At 66.7% G+C, this 18,398-nt stretch carries 13 protein-coding genes, 2 rRNA genes and 1 other RNA gene (1 of these 16 cut by a window edge); 5 read left to right on the top strand and 11 right to left on the bottom strand.

The annotated features are described in order from the left end of the window. Positions 1-2: 2 nt before the first annotated feature. Positions 3-2,327: a xanthine dehydrogenase molybdenum-binding subunit XdhA gene (xdhA, locus tag ACZ5MC_RS10020; protein ID WP_464517656.1), complete on the top strand. Its 2,325-nt coding sequence runs from the start codon at positions 3-5 to the stop codon at positions 2,325-2,327. On the opposite strand, the gene ACZ5MC_RS10015 is transcribed toward xdhA, so the two are convergent. From ACZ5MC_RS10015 to ACZ5MC_RS10005, 3 genes are read right to left on the bottom strand one after another with little or no spacing between them, the layout of a single operon-like run. Next, positions 2,287-3,288, bottom strand: coding sequence for a chorismate synthase (locus tag ACZ5MC_RS10015; protein ID WP_464517655.1), 1,002 nt, complete (start codon positions 3,286-3,288; stop codon positions 2,287-2,289). The two genes, xdhA and ACZ5MC_RS10015, sit on opposite strands and share 41 nt — an antisense overlap. Further along, entirely contained in the window at positions 3,285-4,529 is a 1,245-nt protein-coding gene (gene aroA / locus ACZ5MC_RS10010) for a 3-phosphoshikimate 1-carboxyvinyltransferase (protein WP_464517654.1), read from the bottom strand. The genes ACZ5MC_RS10015 and aroA overlap by 4 nt, the downstream gene beginning before the upstream one ends. A gap of 4 nt (positions 4,530-4,533) precedes the next feature. Then, positions 4,534-4,698, bottom strand: a complete 165-nt coding sequence (locus ACZ5MC_RS10005) for a hypothetical protein (protein WP_306600192.1) — start codon at positions 4,696-4,698, stop codon at positions 4,534-4,536. A 155-nt stretch (positions 4,699-4,853) separates the two neighbouring features. Between ACZ5MC_RS10005 and ACZ5MC_RS10000 the strand changes: the two genes are divergently transcribed. Beyond that, positions 4,854-7,247, top strand: a complete 2,394-nt coding sequence (locus tag ACZ5MC_RS10000) for a TonB-dependent receptor (RefSeq protein ID WP_464517653.1) — start codon at positions 4,854-4,856, stop codon at positions 7,245-7,247. On the opposite strand, the gene ACZ5MC_RS09995 is transcribed toward ACZ5MC_RS10000, so the two are convergent. From ACZ5MC_RS09995 to ACZ5MC_RS09985, 3 genes are all read right to left on the bottom strand, one after another. Beyond that, positions 7,237-9,099, bottom strand: coding sequence for a PAS domain-containing hybrid sensor histidine kinase/response regulator (locus ACZ5MC_RS09995; protein ID WP_464517652.1), 1,863 nt, complete (start codon positions 9,097-9,099; stop codon positions 7,237-7,239). The genes ACZ5MC_RS10000 and ACZ5MC_RS09995 overlap by 11 nt on opposite strands. 135 nt (positions 9,100-9,234) lie before the next feature. Further along, positions 9,235-10,767 carry an immunoglobulin-like domain-containing protein gene (locus tag ACZ5MC_RS09990; protein WP_306600189.1) on the bottom strand — a complete coding sequence of 511 codons (1,533 nt, stop codon included), beginning with the start codon at positions 10,765-10,767 and terminating at the stop codon, positions 9,235-9,237. A gap of 243 nt (positions 10,768-11,010) precedes the next feature. Next, entirely contained in the window at positions 11,011-11,283 is a 273-nt protein-coding gene (locus ACZ5MC_RS09985; RefSeq protein WP_464517651.1) for a hypothetical protein, read from the bottom strand. A 111-nt stretch (positions 11,284-11,394) separates the two neighbouring features. On the opposite strand from ACZ5MC_RS09985, the gene dtd reads away from it, so the two are divergent. Beyond that, a complete protein-coding gene (dtd, locus tag ACZ5MC_RS09980) occupies positions 11,395-11,829 on the top strand; it encodes a D-aminoacyl-tRNA deacylase (protein WP_464517650.1) in 435 nt (144 codons plus the stop codon). On the opposite strand, the gene ACZ5MC_RS09975 is transcribed toward dtd, so the two are convergent. Then, a complete protein-coding gene (locus tag ACZ5MC_RS09975; RefSeq protein WP_306600186.1) occupies positions 11,830-12,636 on the bottom strand; it encodes a hypothetical protein in 807 nt (268 codons plus the stop codon). 61 nt (positions 12,637-12,697) lie between these two features. On the opposite strand from ACZ5MC_RS09975, the gene hutI reads away from it, so the two are divergent. After that, a complete protein-coding gene (hutI, locus tag ACZ5MC_RS09970; protein ID WP_306600185.1) occupies positions 12,698-13,909 on the top strand; it encodes an imidazolonepropionase in 1,212 nt (403 codons plus the stop codon). Positions 13,910-13,996: 87 nt separating this feature from the next. On the opposite strand, the gene ACZ5MC_RS09965 is transcribed toward hutI, so the two are convergent. Next, complete coding sequence (locus tag ACZ5MC_RS09965) at positions 13,997-14,227, bottom strand: hypothetical protein (protein ID WP_306600184.1); 231 nt, start codon at positions 14,225-14,227, stop codon at positions 13,997-13,999. Positions 14,228-14,372: 145 nt separating this feature from the next. On the opposite strand from ACZ5MC_RS09965, the gene ACZ5MC_RS09960 reads away from it, so the two are divergent. Beyond that, positions 14,373-15,092: a class I SAM-dependent methyltransferase gene (locus tag ACZ5MC_RS09960; RefSeq protein ID WP_306600183.1), complete on the top strand. Its 720-nt coding sequence runs from the start codon at positions 14,373-14,375 to the stop codon at positions 15,090-15,092. Positions 15,093-15,121: 29 nt separating this feature from the next. Here ACZ5MC_RS09960 and rnpB read toward each other — a convergent pair. The 3 genes from rnpB to ACZ5MC_RS09945 form a co-directional block, all read right to left on the bottom strand. After that, positions 15,122-15,489, bottom strand: an RNA gene (rnpB, locus tag ACZ5MC_RS09955) — RNase P RNA component class A. A gap of 50 nt (positions 15,490-15,539) precedes the next feature. Then, positions 15,540-15,655: ribosomal RNA gene (gene rrf / locus ACZ5MC_RS09950) — 5S ribosomal RNA — on the bottom strand. 95 nt (positions 15,656-15,750) lie between these two features. Next, positions 15,751-18,398, bottom strand: a 23S ribosomal RNA gene (locus tag ACZ5MC_RS09945); it runs 290 nt beyond the window's last position.

The raw sequence follows: 18,398 nt of genomic DNA, 5'->3' as shown, positions 1-18,398 counted from the left end.
CCATGGGCATGAAAATCGTGGGCACGAGCGTCCAGCGCCTGGACGCCGTCGCCAAGGTCACCGGCAGGGCCCGCTACTCGGAGGACTTCTTCGAGCGGGACATGCTGGTGGGCAAGGTGCTGCGCAGTCCCCACGCCCACGCCAGGGTGCTGCGCGTGGACGCCTCCCGGGCCCGGGCGCTGCCGGGCGTCGAGGCCGTCCTCGTGCCCGGGGACCCCTCCTGGCGCCCCTTCGGCACCGCCGGGCACCCCTGGTCCCTGGATCCCCACCACCGGGACGCCCAGGACCGGCAGATCCTGACGGACAAGGCGCGGTTCGTGGGCGACGCCGTGGCGGCGGTGGTGGCCGTGGACCTCCTCACCGCCCAGAAGGCGCTCTCGCTCATCGAGGTGGAGTACGAGGTCCTCCCCTTCGTCCTGACCCCCGAGGACGCCATGGCCGAGGGCGCGCCCCTCATCCACGAGGACAGGCCCCGGAACGTCCTCAGCGACTTCGGGGTGGGCTTCGGGGACCTGGACGCCGAGATGGCGAAGGCCGACCACGTCTTCGAGGGGCACTTCGAGACCAGCGTCGTGCAGCACTGCCACATCGAGAACCACAACGCCTTCGCCTTCGTGGACACCGACGGGCGCATCGTCATCAACTCCTCCACCCAGATCCCGCACATCGTGCGCCGGGTGGTGGCCCAGGCCCTGGGCCTGCCCTGGGGGCGGGTGAAGGTGATCAAGCCCTTCATCGGCGGCGGCTTCGGCGCCAAGCAGGACGTGGTGGTGGAACCCCTGGTGGCCGCCATGGCCCTGGCCGTGGGCGGGCGCCCCGTGCGCTACGCCCTCACGCGGGAGGAGGTCTTCATCGACTCCCGCACCCGCCACGCCTTCAGGATGGACCTGAAGACCGCCGTGTCGAAGGACGGCGAGCTCAAGGCCATCGGCATCAGGCTCCTGAGCAACTCCGGCGCCTACGCCTCCCACGGCCACTCCATCGCCATGGCGGGGGGCGGCAACTTCCGGTCCCTGTACAAGCTCGACGCCGTGAAGTTCGAGCCGAAGACCGTCACCACCAACCTCCCGGTGGCCGGGGCCATGCGCGGCTACGGCTCGCCCCAGGTGTTCTTCGCCCTGGAGAGCCACCTGGAGGACATCGCCCGGGCGCTCAGGCTCGACCCCATGGCGTTCCGCCTGCGCAACCTCATCGGGGTGGGCTACACCGACCCCCTCACCGGCATCACGGTGCGCTCCATGGGCGTGCCCGAGTGCATCGAGAAGGGCAGGACCCTCATCCGCTGGGACGAGAAGAAGAAGGCCAACGCGAACCAGACCGGGGACCTCCGCCGGGGCGTGGGCATGGCCTGCTTCAGCTACGCCTCGGGCACCTTCCCCTTCAGCCTCGAACTGAGCGGGGCCCGCATCGTGATGAACCAGGACGGCTCCATCACCCTGCAGGTTGGCGCCACGGAGATCGGCCAGGGCAGCGACACCGCCTTCGCCCAGATGGCCGCGGAGATCCTGGGCATCACCGTGGACATGGTCCACGTGGTCACGTCGCAGGACACGGACGTCACGCCCTTCGACCCGGGTTCGTACGCCTCCCGCCAGACCAGCATCTGCGGCGTGGCGGTGCGCAAGGCCGCGCTGGAGGCCCGGGCCAAGGTCCTGGCCATCGCCGCGCGCAAGTGCGGCCTGCCGGCCTTCGAGCTGGACATCCGGGACTGCCGCATCGTGGAGAAGGCCCTGGGCCGGGAGATCTGCACCCTCGAGGAGGTGGCCATGGACTCCTACTACGACCGCATCCACGCCGACCCCATCCGCGCCGACGTCTCCGCCAACGTGCGGAACTCCGCCATCGCCTACGGCGCGACCTTCGTGGAGGTGGAGGTGGACCTCCGCACCGGCAAGGTCGAGGTCCTGGAGCTGTACAACATCCACGACTCCGGCCGCATCATCAATCCGAAGCTGGCCGAGGGCCAGGTCCACGGCGGCGTGAGCATGGCCCTGGGCGCCGCCCTCCTGGAGCAGCTGCTGGTGGATCCCGCCACCGGGAAGACCCTCAACAACAACCTGCTGGACTACAAGCTCCCCACCATCCTCGACACCCCGAAGATCAACGCCGCCTTCGTGGAGACCTGCGACGCGGGCGGCTCCTTCGGCTCCAAGGCCCTGGGCGAGTGCCCCGTCATCTCCCCCGCCCCCGCCATCCGCAACGCCGTGCTGGACGCCACGGGCGTCGCCTTCGACCGGATCCCCCTCTACCCGCAGGCCGTGTTCGAGAAGTTCCGAGAGGCGGGCGTCATCCGTCCGCAAGCACCCGCGACAGCCGCCCTTCCCTGATCATCAGGTCCGCCAGCACCGCGGCCGTGACCGCCTCCAGCACCACCGGCACCCGCAGCGCGATGCAGGCGTCGTGGCGGCCGCCGACCTTCAGCTCGGCGGGGGCCTGGGTGCGCAGGTCCAGGGTGGTCTGGGGTGCCTTGATGCTGGAGGTGGGCTTCACGGCCACCCGGAAGACCAGCTCGTTGCCGTTGGTGATGCCGCCGTTGAGGCCGCCGGCGTTGTTGGTGGCGGTGCGGCCCTCCATGTCCAGGATCGGATCGTTCACCTGGCTCCCGCGCAGGCGGCAGGCCCCGAAACCGATTCCGAACTCGATGCCCTTGATGGCGGGGATGGAGAAGGCCCCGTGGGCCAGCAGGGACTCCACGCTCTCGAAGAAGGGCTCGCCCAGGCCCGCAGGCAGGCCCTGGACGCGGCACTCCACGAGGCCGCCCACGGAGTCCCCGGCGGCCATGGCCTCCTGGATGGCGCGCTCGATGTCGGCCTTGCCGCCGGCCTCCAGGAGCCGGGCCTCGACCCGCACCGGGGCGAGCAGCTTCTTGGCGACGACCCCCGCGGCCACCAGGCCCGCCGTGAGCCGGCCCGAGAAGTGTCCGCTGCCGCGCATGTCCGCGAAGCCGCCGTACTTCTTCAGGGCCACCCAGTCCGCGTGGCCGGGACGGGGCGTGTCCTTGATGGCCTCGTAGGCGCCGGAGTCCGTGTTCCTGTTGCCGAACAGGATGAGGATGGGGGCGCCGGTGGTGCGGCCCCCGAGGATCCCGGTCTGGATGAGGGCGGTGTCGTCCTCGCGCCGGGGGGTGGTGCCGGGGGCGGAGCCGCCCCTGCGGCGCTCCATGTCCGCGGAGAAGTCCCCGGGCTCAAGGAACAGGCCCGCGGGGCACCCGTCCAGGAGGATCCCCACGCAGGACCCGTGGGACTCGCCCAGGATCGACATCCGGAAGGTCCGGCCGAATGAGTTCACGCGTCACCTCGCAGGGAAGCCAGATCGCTGAAGAATTCGGGATAGGACTTCTCCACGCAGGCCTCGCCCTCCATGGTCGCACCCCGGGCGCTCCGGAGGCCAGCCACGGCGCAGGCCATGGCCATGCGGTGGTCGTTGTGGGGGTCGATGGCGCCGCCCTCCAGGGGCCCGCCTTCGATCTCCATCCAGTCGCCCTCGACCTTCAGGGTGGCGCCCATGGCCGAGAGCTCGGCCACCAGGGCCGTGGCGCGGTCGCTCTCCTTGGCCTTCAGGCGGCTGGCGCCCTTGAGGCGGGTGAGGCCCCGGGCGTGGCAGGCCAGGGCCGCCAGCGGAGGGAAGAGGTCGGGGCAGTCGGTGGCGTCGAAGGTGAAGCCGCGCAGGTCGGCGCGGTCCTGGAGGAGCGCGCCGCCCTCCCAGCGAGGCGCGGCGCCCGCGTCCTCCAGGGCGCGCAGGATGGCCCGGTCCGCCTGGGCCGAGTCGGGGTTCAGGCCCTCCACGGCCACCGCTCCGGCCACGGCCCCGGCCACCAGGAGGAAGGCCGCGCCCGACCAGTCCCCTTCCACGGACAGATCCACGGGCCGGAAGGTCTGGCCGCCTGGGACGACGAAGAGATCCAGCGCCGGGGACGCCTCCACCCGGGCCCCGAAGGCCGCCAGGACGTCCAGGGTCATGCGGATGTAGGGCCCGCTGCGCAGCCCCTCCACCTCCACGCGGCTGTCGCCTTCCGCCCCGGGCAGGGCCAGGAGCAGGCCGCTGAGGAACTGGCTGCTGGCGCGGCCATCCACGCGCACGCGGCCCCCCTTCAGGGGCCCGCGCAGGGTTATGGGGGGGAAGCCCTCCCGGGTGGAGCAGACCACGCCCAGCTGGCGCAGGGGGTCCAGCACCATCTCCATGGGGCGGGTGAGGAGGGAGCCGTGGCCCGAAAGGGTCATGGGCAGGTCCTGGAGGGCGGCCACCGCCGCCGCGGCCCGCAGGCAGAAACCCGATTCGCCGCAGTCCAGGTTCCCGGTCCGGGGCCGCCCCCCGCCGCGGATCTCCAGGACGTCCCCGGCCTCGCGCACCCGGGCGCCCAGGTCCCGGATCACGCCCAGGCAGGCCGCCCCGTCCGCGGAGCTTCCGGGCTGGCGGATGACGCTTGCGCCCGGGGTCCGGGAGGCCGCCAGGAGAAGGCGCTGGAGGTGGCTCTTGGACGCCGGGGCCCGGAGGCGCCCGGCCACGGTTCCGGGGGGGATATGGATCATCGGCTCATTCCGGATCCCCCAGGGCCAGGCGCTCCCGTTCCCGGGGGTCCAGGGTCTCGAGGAACTCCTGGTAGCGCTGCTCATTTTCGCGAAGGCGGGCGCCCATGAAGCGGCTGGCCCGGAGTTCAGCGGGGGTGAGGGTCCGTTCTTTGCGTTTCTGGCTCGCCATGGGTGCATGGTATCGGCGCTTGGAGCGAAATTCCACAGGACGCGCCGAATTTACGCCCTCGCTCAAATAGAAATGATTTTCACTTGAATCAAACAGAAACGAGTTCTATTCTCTTTGAAGGCACCTGCCTTGAATTTTCTCTGCTTGAGGACTGAATGAATCGTTTGTTTTTGCTGCTCGTGGCCGCCTCCCTCCCTGCCCTCCTTTCCGCCGCCTCCTCGGGCAGCGGCCTGATCTCGGGCGTCGTGAAGGACGAGGGCGGCAAACCCGTCGCCGGCGCCGTGGTCACCCTCGAGAACCGCGTCGCGGGGCGCATCCAGACCGCCCGCACCGATGCCCAGGGCCGGTTCTCCCTCTTCAACGTGCCGTTCAACGACTACCACCTGGAAGCCGCGGCCCCGGGCCTCGCCACGGCCCACCGCGACGTGGCCGTGCGGAGCACCCTGCCGCTGCAGCTGGCCCTGAGCCTGCCCCAGGCCGGGGCCGTCGTGGTGGTGGAGGAGCGCTCCGGCCTCCTTGAGGCCCACCCCTCCAGCCACCTCGACATCGACCGCGCCACCATCGAGCAGATCCCCGCGGTGGTCCAGAGCCGGGGCATGGAGAGCATCCTCCTGGCCACGCCGGGGTTCATCCAGGACGAGAACGGGCGCTTCCACTTCCGGGGCAGCCACGGCCAGGCGATGTACGTCATCGACGGCGTGCCCGTCACCGACCAGATGCAGGCCACCTTCTCCAACTCCCTGGACCCGGGCCAGGTGGAGAGCATGGAGGTCATCACCGGCGGCATCTCAGCGGAGTACGGCGGCAAGCCCGGGGCGGTGGTGAACCTCACCTCCAAGTCCGGCCTGGGGACTCCGGGCGGCTTCCAGGGGGACTACAGCGTCGGGGCCGCGCGCTTCCGCACGTTCGAGTCAGGCATCAGCCTCCGGGGCTGCACGGACCGCTCCGGCTGGTTCGTCACCGCCGCGGGCTCCGGCAGCGACCGGTTCCTGGACCCGGTCAACTTCGAGAACCTGCACAACCACGGCACCACGGGCAGGATCTTCACGCGCTTCGACTGGCTCCTCTCCGGCACCGACACCCTGCGGCTCTCCGCGGGCGGGGGCTCCACGGCCCGGGACGTCGTGAACCTGGCCAGCCAGGAAGCCCGGGGCCAGGACCAGCGCGCCCGCAACGTGGACGCGAACCTCAGCCTGGGCTGGACCCGCCTCCTGGGCCCCGACGCCAGCATCGAGGCCACGCTCTTCCATCGCCAGTCCACCGCCCGGCTGGACCCCACCGCCGACCTGGCGCCGGGTTTCGGGGGGGGCGGTCCCGACTACCCCTACTGGGCACGCCAGGACCGGTCCCTGGACAACCAGGGAGCCACCGCGGCCTACCAGAGGAAGAACGGCGACGACACCTTCAAGGCGGGCCTCCAGTACGTGCGCTACCCCATCCGCGAGCGCTTCGCCTTCGCCATCACCGACGGCTCCAGGGCCGCCGATGCCGGGGACCCGCTCCACGCCTACACCCCGGAGGGGGGCGGGAACATCTTCCGGTTCGACGAGAGCATCGCGCCGTCCCTGGCCTCGGCCTATGTCCAGCAGGACCTGAAGGCCGGGGACTGGAACCTGGGCCTGGGCCTGCGCCTGGACAGCTACCGCGGGCGCGGCTACGTGCACAACCAGCTGCAGCCCCGGGTGGGCGTGTCCCGCTCCTTCCCGGCCGCGGGCACCCTCCTGCGCTTCAGCTACGACCGGCTCCTCATCACGCCGGAGAACGAGAACCTGGCATTTTCCACCTCCCAGGCCGCCTGGGACCTCACCTCGGCCGCAGGCACGAAGGTGCCGCAGCTGCGCCCGGAGCTCCAGGACAGCTTCCTGGTGGGCGTGGAGCAGCAGGTGGGCGGAGTCTTCAAGGCCAGCCTGGACTACTGGTGGAAGGACAGCGTCAACAGCGCCGACAACGACCAGTTCCTCAACACGGGCGTTCTCTTTCCCACCGCCGCGGCACGGGGCTTCTTCCACGGCATGGACCTCCGCCTGGACCTGCTGGAAGTGGCCGGCTGGTCCGCCTACCTCAGCGCGGGCACCGTGCGCACCATCTTCCGCAGTCCCACCGTGGGGGGCCTCTCCTCGGCCGAGGCTTCCCGGCCCGCCGGAACCCCCTACCTCATCGACCACGACGAGAAGCTCACCCTCCAGCTGGGCGTCCACTACCAGTCCAAGGCCTTCTTCGCGCAGGTGATCGGCCGGTACGACTCGGGCCTCGTGGCCGGCGACCCCGGGAATGCCGCGGGCAACCCGGACTACGCCTTCGGCATCCCCTACGTGCGGGTGACCGACGATTCCCTGGTGGGGCCGACCTGGCGCATCCGGCCCCGCACCGTGTGGAACCTGAGCGCCGGGCGGGAGTTCGCCACCGGCCGCGGCACCTCCATCGTGGCCGGTGCCAACCTCCTCAACGTCTTCGACGAGAAGGGCCTCTACAACTTCCTCAGCGCCTTCGGCGGCACCCACGTGATCCCGCCCCGCACCCTCGCGGTGAACCTGAAGTTCAAGTTCTAGCCTTCAATGCGTGGCGAACGGCGGTCTCGAACTGGGACCGGTTGTAGGGCTTGGGCAGGAAGCCCGCCAGGTCCCCGCCGGAGAAATCGCCCACCGCGAAGGTCTCGTTGTACCCGCTGGTGAGCAGGACGGGAATGGTGGCGTCCTCGGCCGCCATGATCCGGAAGGCCTCCCGCCCGTCCATGCGGGGCATGGTGAGGTCCATGATCACCAGGGAGAGGTCGCCCCGCCGCTCCAGGAAGATGGCCACGGCCTGCGTGCCGTCCGAGGCCTCGAGGACCTGGAGCCCCATGGTCTGGGCGAGGGCGCAGGCCACGGCCCGGGCCGGGGCCTCGTCGTCCACGATCAGGACCGTGCCCCTGGCCTGGAAGGCCTCCGGCGCGTGCTCCTCGGGGGTTTCGGCGCCCGCGGCCTCCACCGCGGGGAGGAAGAGCTTCATGGAGGTCCCCTGCCCCGGCTCGCTGTAGACCTTGATGCTGCCGCCGTGGCTTTTCAGGATCCCCATGAGGGCGGAGAGCCCCAGCCCGCGGCCCGTGAACTTCGTGGTGAAGAAGGGGTCGAAGATCAGGTCGATGACCTCCCGGGTCATGCCGCAGCCGGTGTCGGACACCTCCATGACCACATAGCGCCCCGGCGGGATGGGAATGGCCGGGATCAGCGTGGTGAGGTAGACGGAGTCGAGCCACTGCACCCCGGTGCGCAGGGTGATGGCCCCCCCCTCCTCGCCCAGGGCCTCGGAAGCGTTGGTCACCAGGTTCATGACCAGCTGCTGCATCTGGGCCGGGTCGCCCACGATCTCCGGCAGGGCCGCCGCCAGTTCGAGGCGGATGGCGGCCTTCTTGGAGATGGAGACCGACAGGAGCTCGGTCATCTCCTGCACCAGGTAGTTCAGGTTGATGGGCGAGATCATGACCTTGCCCTTGCCCGCGTAGGCCAGCATCTGCCGGGTGAGGTCCGCGGCCCGCAGGGAGGCCTTCTCGATCTGGTCCAGGTAGGGCCCTGCGGGGCTGCCGGGGTCGAGCACCATGGAGGCCAGGTTGCAGTTGCCCAGGATCGTGGTGAGCAGGTTGTTGAAGTCGTGGGCGATCCCCCCGGCCAGGACGCCCAGGCTCTCGAGCTTCTGGGACTGGCGGATGGCCTCCTCCCCCTCCTTGCGCTGGGTGATGTCCGCGCGGATGGCCACGAACTGGAAGGGCACCCCCTCATCGTCCAGATAGGGGACGATGGTGGTGTCCACCCAGTAGTAGGTCCCGTCCTTGGCCCGGTTCCGGATCTCGCCCTTCCACACCTTGCCCTTCTTGATGGTGCGCCAGAGGTCGGTGAAGAAGGCCTTGGGGTGGTGGCCGCTGTTGATGATCCGGTGGTCCTTCCCAAGCAGCTCCTCCCGCGGGTACTTGGAGATGGCGCAGAACTTGTCGTTGACGTAGGTGATCCGGCCGTTGGCGTCCGTGATGGCCACGATGGCGTGCTCGTCCAGGGCGTTCTTGAACACCTCCAGCTCGTGCACGGCCGCCCCGAGCTTGGCCTCGGCGCCGTTGCGCTCCACGTAGGGCCGCGCCAGGCCGTAGTAGAGCCGGGACCCCTCGCTCACCGCCAGCCGCCACACCAGGGTCACCGGGGTCCCGTCGCTGCGCAGGAAGCGGGACCGCTGGGGTGCCAGGGACCCGTTCATGCGGCTGGTCTCCATCACGTGCCGCACGAGGGGCACGTCCAGGGGGTCCACCAGGTCCAGGAAGCGCCGCCCCAGGAGCTCCCGCGGCGGATGCCCCCAGAGGCCCAGACACCCCGTGCCCACCGCCTGGAAGGCGCCATCGGGCCCCAGGGAGAAGAAGACGTCCTGGTTCTGGGCCATCACCCAATCGAACAGGGAACCGGCACCGTCCTGCGGGACGGCCGGTTCCCTCGGGCATGATTCGTTCTGCGACATGGTGGACTTTCCAACTTCTCCACCATGATAATGAGTCTCGCCCGCTTATGCGGAATTATTCTAACGGACCCGGTTGGACAGGGAGAAGGTCTCGGTGGCCCCCCACCCGACGGCTCCACCGGCCGTGTTGGTCTTGTTCCAGAGGCACTCCCGCACGGTGAACACCTTCTTCGCGGTGTCGATGCTGACCACCTGGAAGGACAGCTTCTTGGGGTCCTTGGCGGAATCCTTGCCCTTCATGGGCGAATCCACCCGGAACACGGGGATGGCCAGCTGGGTCATGGTGTTGTCGACCGAGACGCTGTTCTCGCCATTCCAGGTACGGAATTGATTGAAGTTATCGTGACCGTGGAACCAGGCGACGATGTTCTTGTGGGCCTTCAGGAAGGTGGCGAGGTCCTTGACCTCCTTGGTGGGGGCGGTGGCCGTCGTGACGGCGGTGGCCGGGGCGACCACGTTGCTGATGTTCATGGCGTCCCGGAAGTAGTTGGAGAAACCGCCCGTCCACGGGAAATCCAGGCCGTTGGACGCGGGGTCCCGGAAATTGGCCCCGGTCTGTTCCGGGGGCATGTGCGCGAAGATGAACACCGGCGTGCTGGAGGTGAGGGTGGCCAGGTACGGCTCCAGCTTCTCCCGCATCTCGGCGTCCAGCCACATGTTCAGGAACACGAAGTGCATCCCGCCGAACACCTTGACGCTGAAGACCTTGTGCATGTTGTAGTTGAATTCCGTGGTCAGCAGGGGCGCCGCGGGCTTCATGGTCCAGTTGTAGACGTTGACGAAGGCGGTGGGGTCGCTGGCGGGATTCATGACATCCGGGCCGCCCAGCGCGTTGGAGACATCGTGGTTCCCGGGCGTGAGGAAGATCGGCAGGGCCGCGCCCGTGCGGTCCTTCAGGGTGAGCCCGTCGGCGTAGATGGCCTTCCACTGGTTGAAGCTGGTGGTGGATGAGTTGCCGTTGGACAGGGGCGGGATGACGCTCTTGCTGCCGATGTCGCCCGTGTTCGCCATGAAGTCGAAGTTGCCGAAGGCCGCACCGGCATTGACGCCGTAGTCGCCGGGCGCCGTCAGGCCGGGCAGCAGGTTCATGACGTCCCGCGCCCGGGTATTCACCTCGACGGCGTCCACGGAGGCCGTGGCCCCCTGGAACGCGGCGGCGGCGGTGGTCACGTCCCCGAAATGGCAGTCCGACGTGAAGATGAACTGCACCGTGTCCACCGGCTTCACCACCACGGTGAACGTCCGGGTGTTCAGCGCGGTCCCCAGCGCCACCTGCGCCGTGAGCGTCACCGTGCCGTCCGCCCCCACCGGCGGCCTGACGACCTTCCCCGCGGGGCTGAGGGTCGCCGGATTGCTCGACGTCCAGGTGATGGCGGACCCGGCCGCGGCGCCCTTGGTGGGCAGGGTGACGTCCTTGGTCACGGCAGAGGCGGTGTCCCCCGAGGCGTAGGCGATCTCGATGACGCTCGCGTCGGCCGCGGTGCGGTCGCTGTCCGCGACGGAGGTGCTGCTGCTGCAGGAAACCCCCAGGATCAGGGCGGCCACCGCTGCGCCGAACTGCCCGGCCGGGGACGTGAAGGGACGTTGTTTCATGGTTTCTCCTGGGAAGGTGGACACACCCTGCCCTCCCACCGCATTGGAAGGAGGGAACATGACGAAAAGACCTACGGTCGAATTGCCAAAGATTAAATTGGCAATTCAAGTGCCAGGATCGTCATGGCGAGAAGAGTGGCCCAGGAGTAGACGAAAGACTCCAAGCCCGCCCCCGGAGGGCGTCGCCCATGCGGGATCCCGCATGCAAAATGCGGCAATCCGCACACCCGGACGGATGCGTCCTCAGCGGGCCCCGGCGCCGGCCTCCACCCGCACCGTGAGTCCTTCCAGGAGGTCCCACGTCTGGTGGCATTCGTCGCAGCTGCTCCGCGGTTCGCCGCAGGGGAAGCCCTCGGCCCCCATGCCCTGGCACCGGGGGTTCTGGACGAAGAACAGCAGCTCGCCGAGGACCTCGTGCACACGCTCCCGCTGGGCATGCTCAGGCAGGCCGCGCAGGGCCTGGATCAGCTTCCATTCCGCAGCACTCAGATCCGCTTGGATGGGGGTCTCGGACATGGGGGCCTCCTTGGCTATGGCCAGTATAGGCAGGGACCCCGCCCAAAGGGGACCCTTCCGGTAACTTGTGACCGGTGCCGGATTGCCGGTAGGGTTGTGGCTGGAGGGTCGATGCGGGCGGTGATCCAGCGGGTTAAGCGAGCGGAAGTTCGATCCGGGGACCAGGTGGCGGCCATCGGCCCCGGCCTCCTGGTGCTGGCCGGCCTGGCCAAGGACGACACGGAAGAGCAGTGCCGCTGGGTCGCAGCCAAGATAACCGCCCTGAGAATCTTCGAGGATGCCGAAGGCCGGATGAATCTTTCACTCCAGGAAACGGGCGGGGAAATCCTGGTGATTTCCCAGTTCACCCTGGCAGGGAGCCTGGAGCGGGGCCGGCGGCCCTCCTTCGACGGGGCCATGGCCCCCGGCCCGGCCCGGGACCTGTTCGGCATCTTCGCGGGCCTCCTGGAGGCCGGATGGCCGCGGGTGAAGCGCGGGTTCTTCCAGGAGCACATGGAGGTGGAGCTGGTGAACGACGGCCCGGCGACCTTCATCCTCGAGCGCTGATCACTTCTTCCTGCCGGTCCCCACCATCACGGTCTTGAAGCGGGTGAGGGCCTCCTGCCGGGTGGTCCCTGGAGGCAGGCGCAGCACGGCCAGCACCAGGCCGTTGCCGCCCACGGCCCAGGCCTGGGTCGTGGCGGAGTCCCGGGCCACGGCGGGCGCCGTGGACATGAACCACCAGGCGTTCTCCTTGAAGGTCTCGTCCATGAAGCTGAGCAGGAGCCTGCGGTACAGCCGCACCGCCTCCTCCTGGGCGGGATCCGCGAGCCAGCGCAGCAGGGCCTCGGGGCTCGTGCGCAGCAGGTCCCCCTCGCCGAACCAGACCGGATCGAGGTCCGGCACGCCTTCGGCGTCCGGGAGGCGCCGCGCCAGGAAGGGCTGGAAGACGTCCAGCATGCGGGCCCGCGCGGGGCCGTCGCCGTAGTCCTCCACCCACCGCTGGGCCGACATGCGCGCCCAGCCCAGGAAGGCGAGGCGGCAGTCCTCCCGGAGGGCCTTGGCCAGGTCCACGCGGCCGTGCCCCTTGGGGTTCGTGCACCGGTAGGGTCCCATGGCGCCGGAACACTTGAACGAGGGGCCTCCGCTCTCCCAGGCCGCGCCCTCCAGCTTCGCCCAGAGCAGCTGGGAAAACGCGCCCAGGGGCCCTTCGACCGCGGCGTCGCCGTAGCGGTACACCTCCAGGTCCGGTCCGGCCAGCGCCAGCGACTCCCCGGGCAGGAGGAGCGGCCGCGGAGGCGGGGCCTTCGGAGGGGCCGCGGCCAGCATGGCGGTGGCCAAAAGTCCGGAGAGCGTTCGTGCGCCGATCCACATCTGGGTGCCCCTCGAAGGGAAGTATAACGGCGGCCCGCGCCCCCACGGCATAATGGTTCCCATGGCCACGAGCACCGTCATCACCAACCTGAAGGGGGCCGTTACCCCCGATCCCGCGCGCCCCTGGGCGGTGGATTTCATCGAGGACGCGGCCATCGCCGCGAGCGGCGGAAAGGTCCGGTGGATCGGCCCGCGCGCGGACCTGCCCCTGGACTTCCGCGGCGCCCGGGCCGTCGACGGCCGCGGGTGCTGGGCCTCCCCGGGCTTCGTGGACCCGCACACCCACCTGCTCTTCGGCGGGGACCGCAGCCACGAGTTCAACCGCCGCCTTCACGGCGTCACCTACGCCCAGCTCGCCGCCGAGGGCGGAGGCATCCGCGAGACCGTGCGCGCGACGCGCGCCGCCACGGTCCCCGAGCTGGTGGCCCTGGGCGAGGAACGCCTGCGCTCCTACCGCCGCAAGGGCGTGCTGCACCTCGAGGCCAAGACCGGGTACGGCCTGGAGCTGGAGACGGAGAGCCGGCTCCTGGAGGCCTACGCGGAGCTGCGGGCCCGGGGGTGGAGCCTCGACGTCACGCTCATGCCCGCCCACGACCTGCCCCAGGAATTCGCCGGCGATCCGGACCGCTACATCGCGGAAGTGGCCGGAACGTGGCAGCCCGAGCTGGTCCGGCGCCACCCCGGCGTGGCCTCGCACTGCGACGTGTTCGTGGAAAAGGGCGTGTTCGACGCGGAGCAGGGCCGCGCCATCCTGGAGTCCGGACGGCGCCTGGGCCTGAGGCCCCGCATCCACGCCGACGAGTTCTGCTCCACCGGCGGGGCCGAGCTGAGCGCCGCCGTGGGAGCCGCCAGCGCGGACCACCTGATGTTCGCGTCGGACACGGGCATCCGCGCCATGGCCCAGGCCGGCGTCGTGCCGACCCTCCTGCCCGCCACCACCCTGTTCCTGGGCATGAGGGACTATGCCCCCGCCCGGAAGATGATCGCCGAAGGCTGCCGCGTCGCCCTCGCCTCGGACTTCAACCCCGGCTCCTGCGCCTGCATCGATCCCCTCCTGGTGCTGCGCCTGGGCTGCCTGCAGCTGCGCCTGACCTTCGAGGAGGCCTTCACCGCCATGACCCTCCACGCGGCCCGCAGCCTGGACCGCGGCGACCTGGGCCACCTCCACCCCGGCGCCAGCGCCCGGGTGCTCCTGTGGGACGTCAAGCACCCCCTGGACCTGGTCTACTGGATGGGCGAAGGCTTCCTTCCGGGGATCGTGGAGCCGGCCTGACAGCGGAAGGGCTCGATGAATCAATTGTAAAACGATGAAAGCCCCGGGTTTCCGGGGCTTTCGTCTACAGGGCAGAAACCTGGGTCTTCACTGCCCCCGGCCCTTGAACTCCTCCACGATGTGGTAGATCCGCTCCTTGGCCCGGAGCTTGGCCTTTTTCAGCTCCACTTCCTCGATGGTCTCCTTGGCGGAGAGCCGGATCTTGTTGCGGAGGTACGTCAGCCTTTCGTCGGCCGCCTTGTGTTCCTCCATCAACTTCTTGAACTCGAAATTCTCCCTCGTCAGGCTATCCTGAATGTCTGGGCGGAGAAAGTCCATGAATCCTCCATAAAAAGAATGTTGTCAGCCACTTCACGCATCGGTGGACTTATTCTTGCCCTAGAGTACTCCCGACCCATTCCCCGTCAAGGGATTAGAATCCGATCTTCCGCTCCTTTTTCCCACTTCCATCCGGAGACCCCGCTTGCATTGGTTCGAGAGGGATTTTGACCATCCGCACTACTTCGAAATCTACCGGGACAAGACCCTGGAGGCCGCCCAGGAGGGTCCAGGACTGGCCCGGCTCCTGGACCTGGCTCCCGGAGCGCGGGTGCTGGACCTGCCCTGCGGCTGGGGCCGCCTGAGGCCTGCGCTGGAGGCCTGCGGCTACCAGGTGGTGGGCGGGGATCTCAGCGCCATGAACCTCCGCCGCCACGCCACCGAGTTCCCGGGCCACCTGGTGCGCCTGGACTTCCGCGACCTGCCCTTCCGTGACGGGTGCGCCGACGGCGTGCTCTGCGCCTACACCAGCTGGGGCTACTTCGCGAGCGACGAGGAGAACCAGCGCCAGCTGGACGAATTCGCCCGGGTCCTGAAGCCGGGTGGAACCCTGCTCCTGGACCTGGCCGGCAGGGACTTCTTCATCCGGGCCCTGGCGACCCTCGACCAGGAATGGTACGAGGTGGAAGGCCTCTACCAGGAGCGGGTGCGGCTCAGCTCCGACGGCCGGCGCTTCCTCACGGACCGGATCATGCGTGGAACCCGCTTCCAGCACGACATCTGGATCCCCACGGACCCCGAAGTGCGGGCCGCCCTGGCGGCGGCCGGCCTGGAAATCGACCAGACTTTCGGAAATGTCCAGGGCGCCCCCTGGCTCCCCTATGCCGAGCGCTGGATCTACCGGGCCCTTAAGCCGATCCAATAATCATGTACATGGCAGGACCCCCTCGCGGGGGTCCAGGTGAACCGGTAAGCCGGATTCTGTCGTGGGACGTCATTCCTCTAGGACGATCATCACTGATCGCCTCAAGCGACCTACCCGCTGGCTCGATCGGGCCGATCCTCACTTCCGAAGAAGCTCGCCAGCCTATTTGGTCTTGCTCCGTGGGGGGTTTACCTAGCCCGCCCTGTTGCCAGGAACGTCGGTGGGCTCTTACCCCACCCTTTCACCCTTACCTGATCCCCGTTTCCGGGGCCATCGGCGGTCTGCTCTCTGTTGCACTGTCCATCGGGTCGCCCCGCCCAGGTATTACCTGGCCCACTGCCCTATGGAGTCCGGACTTTCCTCTGCGGGTTAGCGCAGCGACGCCCTGGTCCACACTTATAGGGTACACGAAAAAGCCCCCCATCGAATGGGGGGCTTTGGATTTTAACGTCGCGGCGACCTACTTTTCCACCTGTGTGCCAGGAAGTATCATCGGCCCTCTGGAGCTTAACTGCCGTGTTCGGGATGGGAACGGGTGTGACCTCCAGGGTAAAGCCACGACGAAGGGGTCAGACTTCGAAGTGTTGAAGCGAAGGGTGAGGCGAGACGAGCCTAAACATAAGCATTGTCTCATTGATTGGATGCAATTGATTGATGAAAAGTCAAGCCAGTGGACCAATTAGTATCGCTCAGCTCAACGCGTTACCGCGCTTACACATGCGACCTATCAACGTCGTGGTCTACGACGGGTCTCGTGGGGAGATCTCATCTTGAGGGGTGTTTCGCGCTTAGATGCTTTCAGCGCTTCTCACTTCCCGACATAGCTACCCAGCATTGCATTTGGAAACACAACTGGAACACCAGAGGTCAGTCCATCCCGGTCCTCTCGTACTAAGGACAGGTCCTCTCAAATCTCCTACGCCCACACTAGATAGGGACCGAACTGTCTCGCGACGTTCTGAACCCAACTCACGTACCGCTATTGATCGGCGAACAGCCGAACCCTTGGGACCTGCTTCAGCCCCAGGATGCGATGAGTCGACATCGAGGTGCCAAACCTTGCCGTCGATATGAACTCTTGGGCAAGATCAGCCTGTTATCCCCGGCGTACCTTTTATCCGTTGAGCGATGGCCCTTCCATGCGGAACCACCGGATCACTATGACCTGCTTTCGCATCTGCTCGACGTGTGTGTCTCGCAGTTAAGCTCCCTTATACCATTGCGCTCTGCGGCTGATTTCCAAACAGCCTGAGGGAACCTTTGCACGCCTCCGTTACTCTTTAGGAGGCGACCGCCCCAGTCAAACTACCCGCCTGACACTGTCTTCCACCCGGATGACGGGCGTGAGTTAGAGATCAGCATTGCGCAGGGAAGTATCTCAACGACGACTCCACCGACCCTAACGAGCCAGTTTCAAAGTCTCCTTCCTATCCTGCACAGCACAATGCCAACCTCAATGTCAAGATGTAGTAAAGGTGCACGGGGTCTTTCCGTCTAAGTGCGGGTAACCGGCATCTTCACCGGTGCTACAAGTTCGCTGAGTCTCTGCTGGAGACAGTTTCCAGATCGTTACGCCATTCGTGCAGGTCGGAACTTACCCGACAAGGAATTTCGCTACCTTAGGACCGTTATAGTTACGGCCGCCGTTCACCGGGGCTTAAATTCGCAGCTTCGCTTGCGCTAACCGCTCCTCTTGACCTTCCGGCACCGGGCAGGCGTCAGCCCCTATACCTCCTCTTTGGAGTTTGCAGAGACCTGTGTTTTTGTTAAACAGTCGCCTGGAACATTTATGTGCCACCACCTCGGGCTATGAACCCTACCGTGGTACCCCTTCTCCCGAAGTTACGGGGTTAATTTGCCGAGTTCCTTCAGCAGAGTTCTCTCAAACGCCTGAGGATTCTCTCCTCGACTACCTGTGTCGGTTTGCGGTACGGTCACACGTGGCTCTCCTTAGCAGCTTTTCTCGGCAGTGTAGGATCAGGACTTTTCGTCAGAGCGCTTGGGCTCATGCCCACCGGACTTCCCTGGCGGACACCCTTGCGAACTTTCGCAGCACATTCCATAGCGCTGCGTCCCTACCTTCCTGCGTCCCTGCATCGTACAAACGAACCACACATGGTGCGGGAATATTAACCAGCTTTCCATCGCCTACGCCTTTCGGCCTCGGCTTAGGGACCGACTAACCCAACGCGGATTGACCTTGCGTTGGAAACCTTAGTCTTACGGCGGACGGGGTTCTCACCCGTCTTTACGCTACTTATGCCGACAGAGTCTCTTCCCATGTCTCCAGCTGTCCTTACGGTCAACCTTCACAGACGTAGGGAATGCTCCCCTACCACAAAGTTCGCAGCTTCGGTACTATGCTTGAGCCCCGTTGAATTGTCGGCACAGACCCGCTTGACCAGTGAGCTATTACGCTTTCTTTAAAGGATAGCTGCTTCTAAGCTAACCTCCTGGCTGTCTAAGCACATCCACATCCTTTTCCACTTAGCATAGATTTTGGGACCTTAGCTGGCGATCTGGGTTCTTTCCCTCTCGACTACGGATCTTATCACCCGCAGTCTGACTGCCGGACTTCACGGCGTGCCATTCGAAGATTGGTTGGATTCAGTAAGCTGGTAAGCCCCCTAGTCCATTCAGGTCTCTACCTGCACGACGAAACATCCGACGCTAGCCCTAAAGCTATTTCGGGGAGAACGAGCTATCACGGAATTTGATTGGCCTTTCACCCCTATCCTCAACTCATCCAAGCGGTTTTCAACCCACACTGGTTCGGACCTCCATTCGGTGTCACCCGAACTTCATCCTGGTCAAGGATAGATCATCCCGTTTCGCGTCTATTCCCAGCGACTGTTCGCCCTATTCAGACTCGGTTTCCCTACGGCACCGCCTCATCGGCTTCGCCTCGCCACTGAAAATAACTAGCCGGCTCATTATGCAAAAGGCACGCGATTCCCCTGGTTTACCATAGGGGTTTCACTGCTTGTAGATTGACGGTTTCAGGTTCTATTTCACTCCCCTCATCGGGGTTCTTTTCGCCTTTCCCTCACGGTACTGGTTCACTATCGGTCTGATGGACCTATTTAGCCTTACGGCATGGTCGCCGCAAATTCCAGCAAGGTTTCTCGTGCCCCGCTGTACTTGGGAACACCAACCAGAGGCGCATCGGATTTCGCGTAAGGGGCTATCACCCTCTATGGCCGGCTTTTCCAAACCGTTCCACTATCCGTGCACTTTGTAACTCTGCACCAGTCATGCGTGACTGGCATGTGGGTCCCTCGACCCCCCCTACGCAACGCTCGCATG

Source organism: Mesoterricola sp. JemC181, assembly GCF_055384585.1.
The sequence above is the reverse complement of the archived record's forward strand: the minus strand, read 5'-3'. Positions and strand labels throughout refer to the sequence as shown.

Excerpts from the sequence above, each read along its gene's own strand:
- xdhA (WP_464517656.1), top strand. The coding sequence starts at position 3 with ATGGGCATGAAAATCGTGGGCACGAGCGTCCAGCGCCTGGACGCCGTC.
- aroA (WP_464517654.1), bottom strand. The coding sequence starts at position 4,529 with ATGATCCATATCCCCCCCGGAACCGTGGCCGGGCGCCTCCGGGCCCCG.
- ACZ5MC_RS10005 (WP_306600192.1), bottom strand. The coding sequence starts at position 4,698 with ATGGCGAGCCAGAAACGCAAAGAACGGACCCTCACCCCCGCTGAACTC.
- ACZ5MC_RS10000 (WP_464517653.1), top strand. The coding sequence starts at position 4,854 with ATGAATCGTTTGTTTTTGCTGCTCGTGGCCGCCTCCCTCCCTGCCCTC.
- ACZ5MC_RS09995 (WP_464517652.1), bottom strand. The coding sequence starts at position 9,099 with ATGGCCCAGAACCAGGACGTCTTCTTCTCCCTGGGGCCCGATGGCGCC.
- ACZ5MC_RS09990 (WP_306600189.1), bottom strand. The coding sequence starts at position 10,767 with ATGAAACAACGTCCCTTCACGTCCCCGGCCGGGCAGTTCGGCGCAGCG.
- ACZ5MC_RS09985 (WP_464517651.1), bottom strand. The coding sequence starts at position 11,283 with ATGTCCGAGACCCCCATCCAAGCGGATCTGAGTGCTGCGGAATGGAAG.
- dtd (WP_464517650.1), top strand. The coding sequence starts at position 11,395 with ATGCGGGCGGTGATCCAGCGGGTTAAGCGAGCGGAAGTTCGATCCGGG.
- ACZ5MC_RS09975 (WP_306600186.1), bottom strand. The coding sequence starts at position 12,636 with ATGTGGATCGGCGCACGAACGCTCTCCGGACTTTTGGCCACCGCCATG.
- hutI (WP_306600185.1), top strand. The coding sequence starts at position 12,698 with ATGGCCACGAGCACCGTCATCACCAACCTGAAGGGGGCCGTTACCCCC.
- ACZ5MC_RS09965 (WP_306600184.1), bottom strand. The coding sequence starts at position 14,227 with ATGGACTTTCTCCGCCCAGACATTCAGGATAGCCTGACGAGGGAGAAT.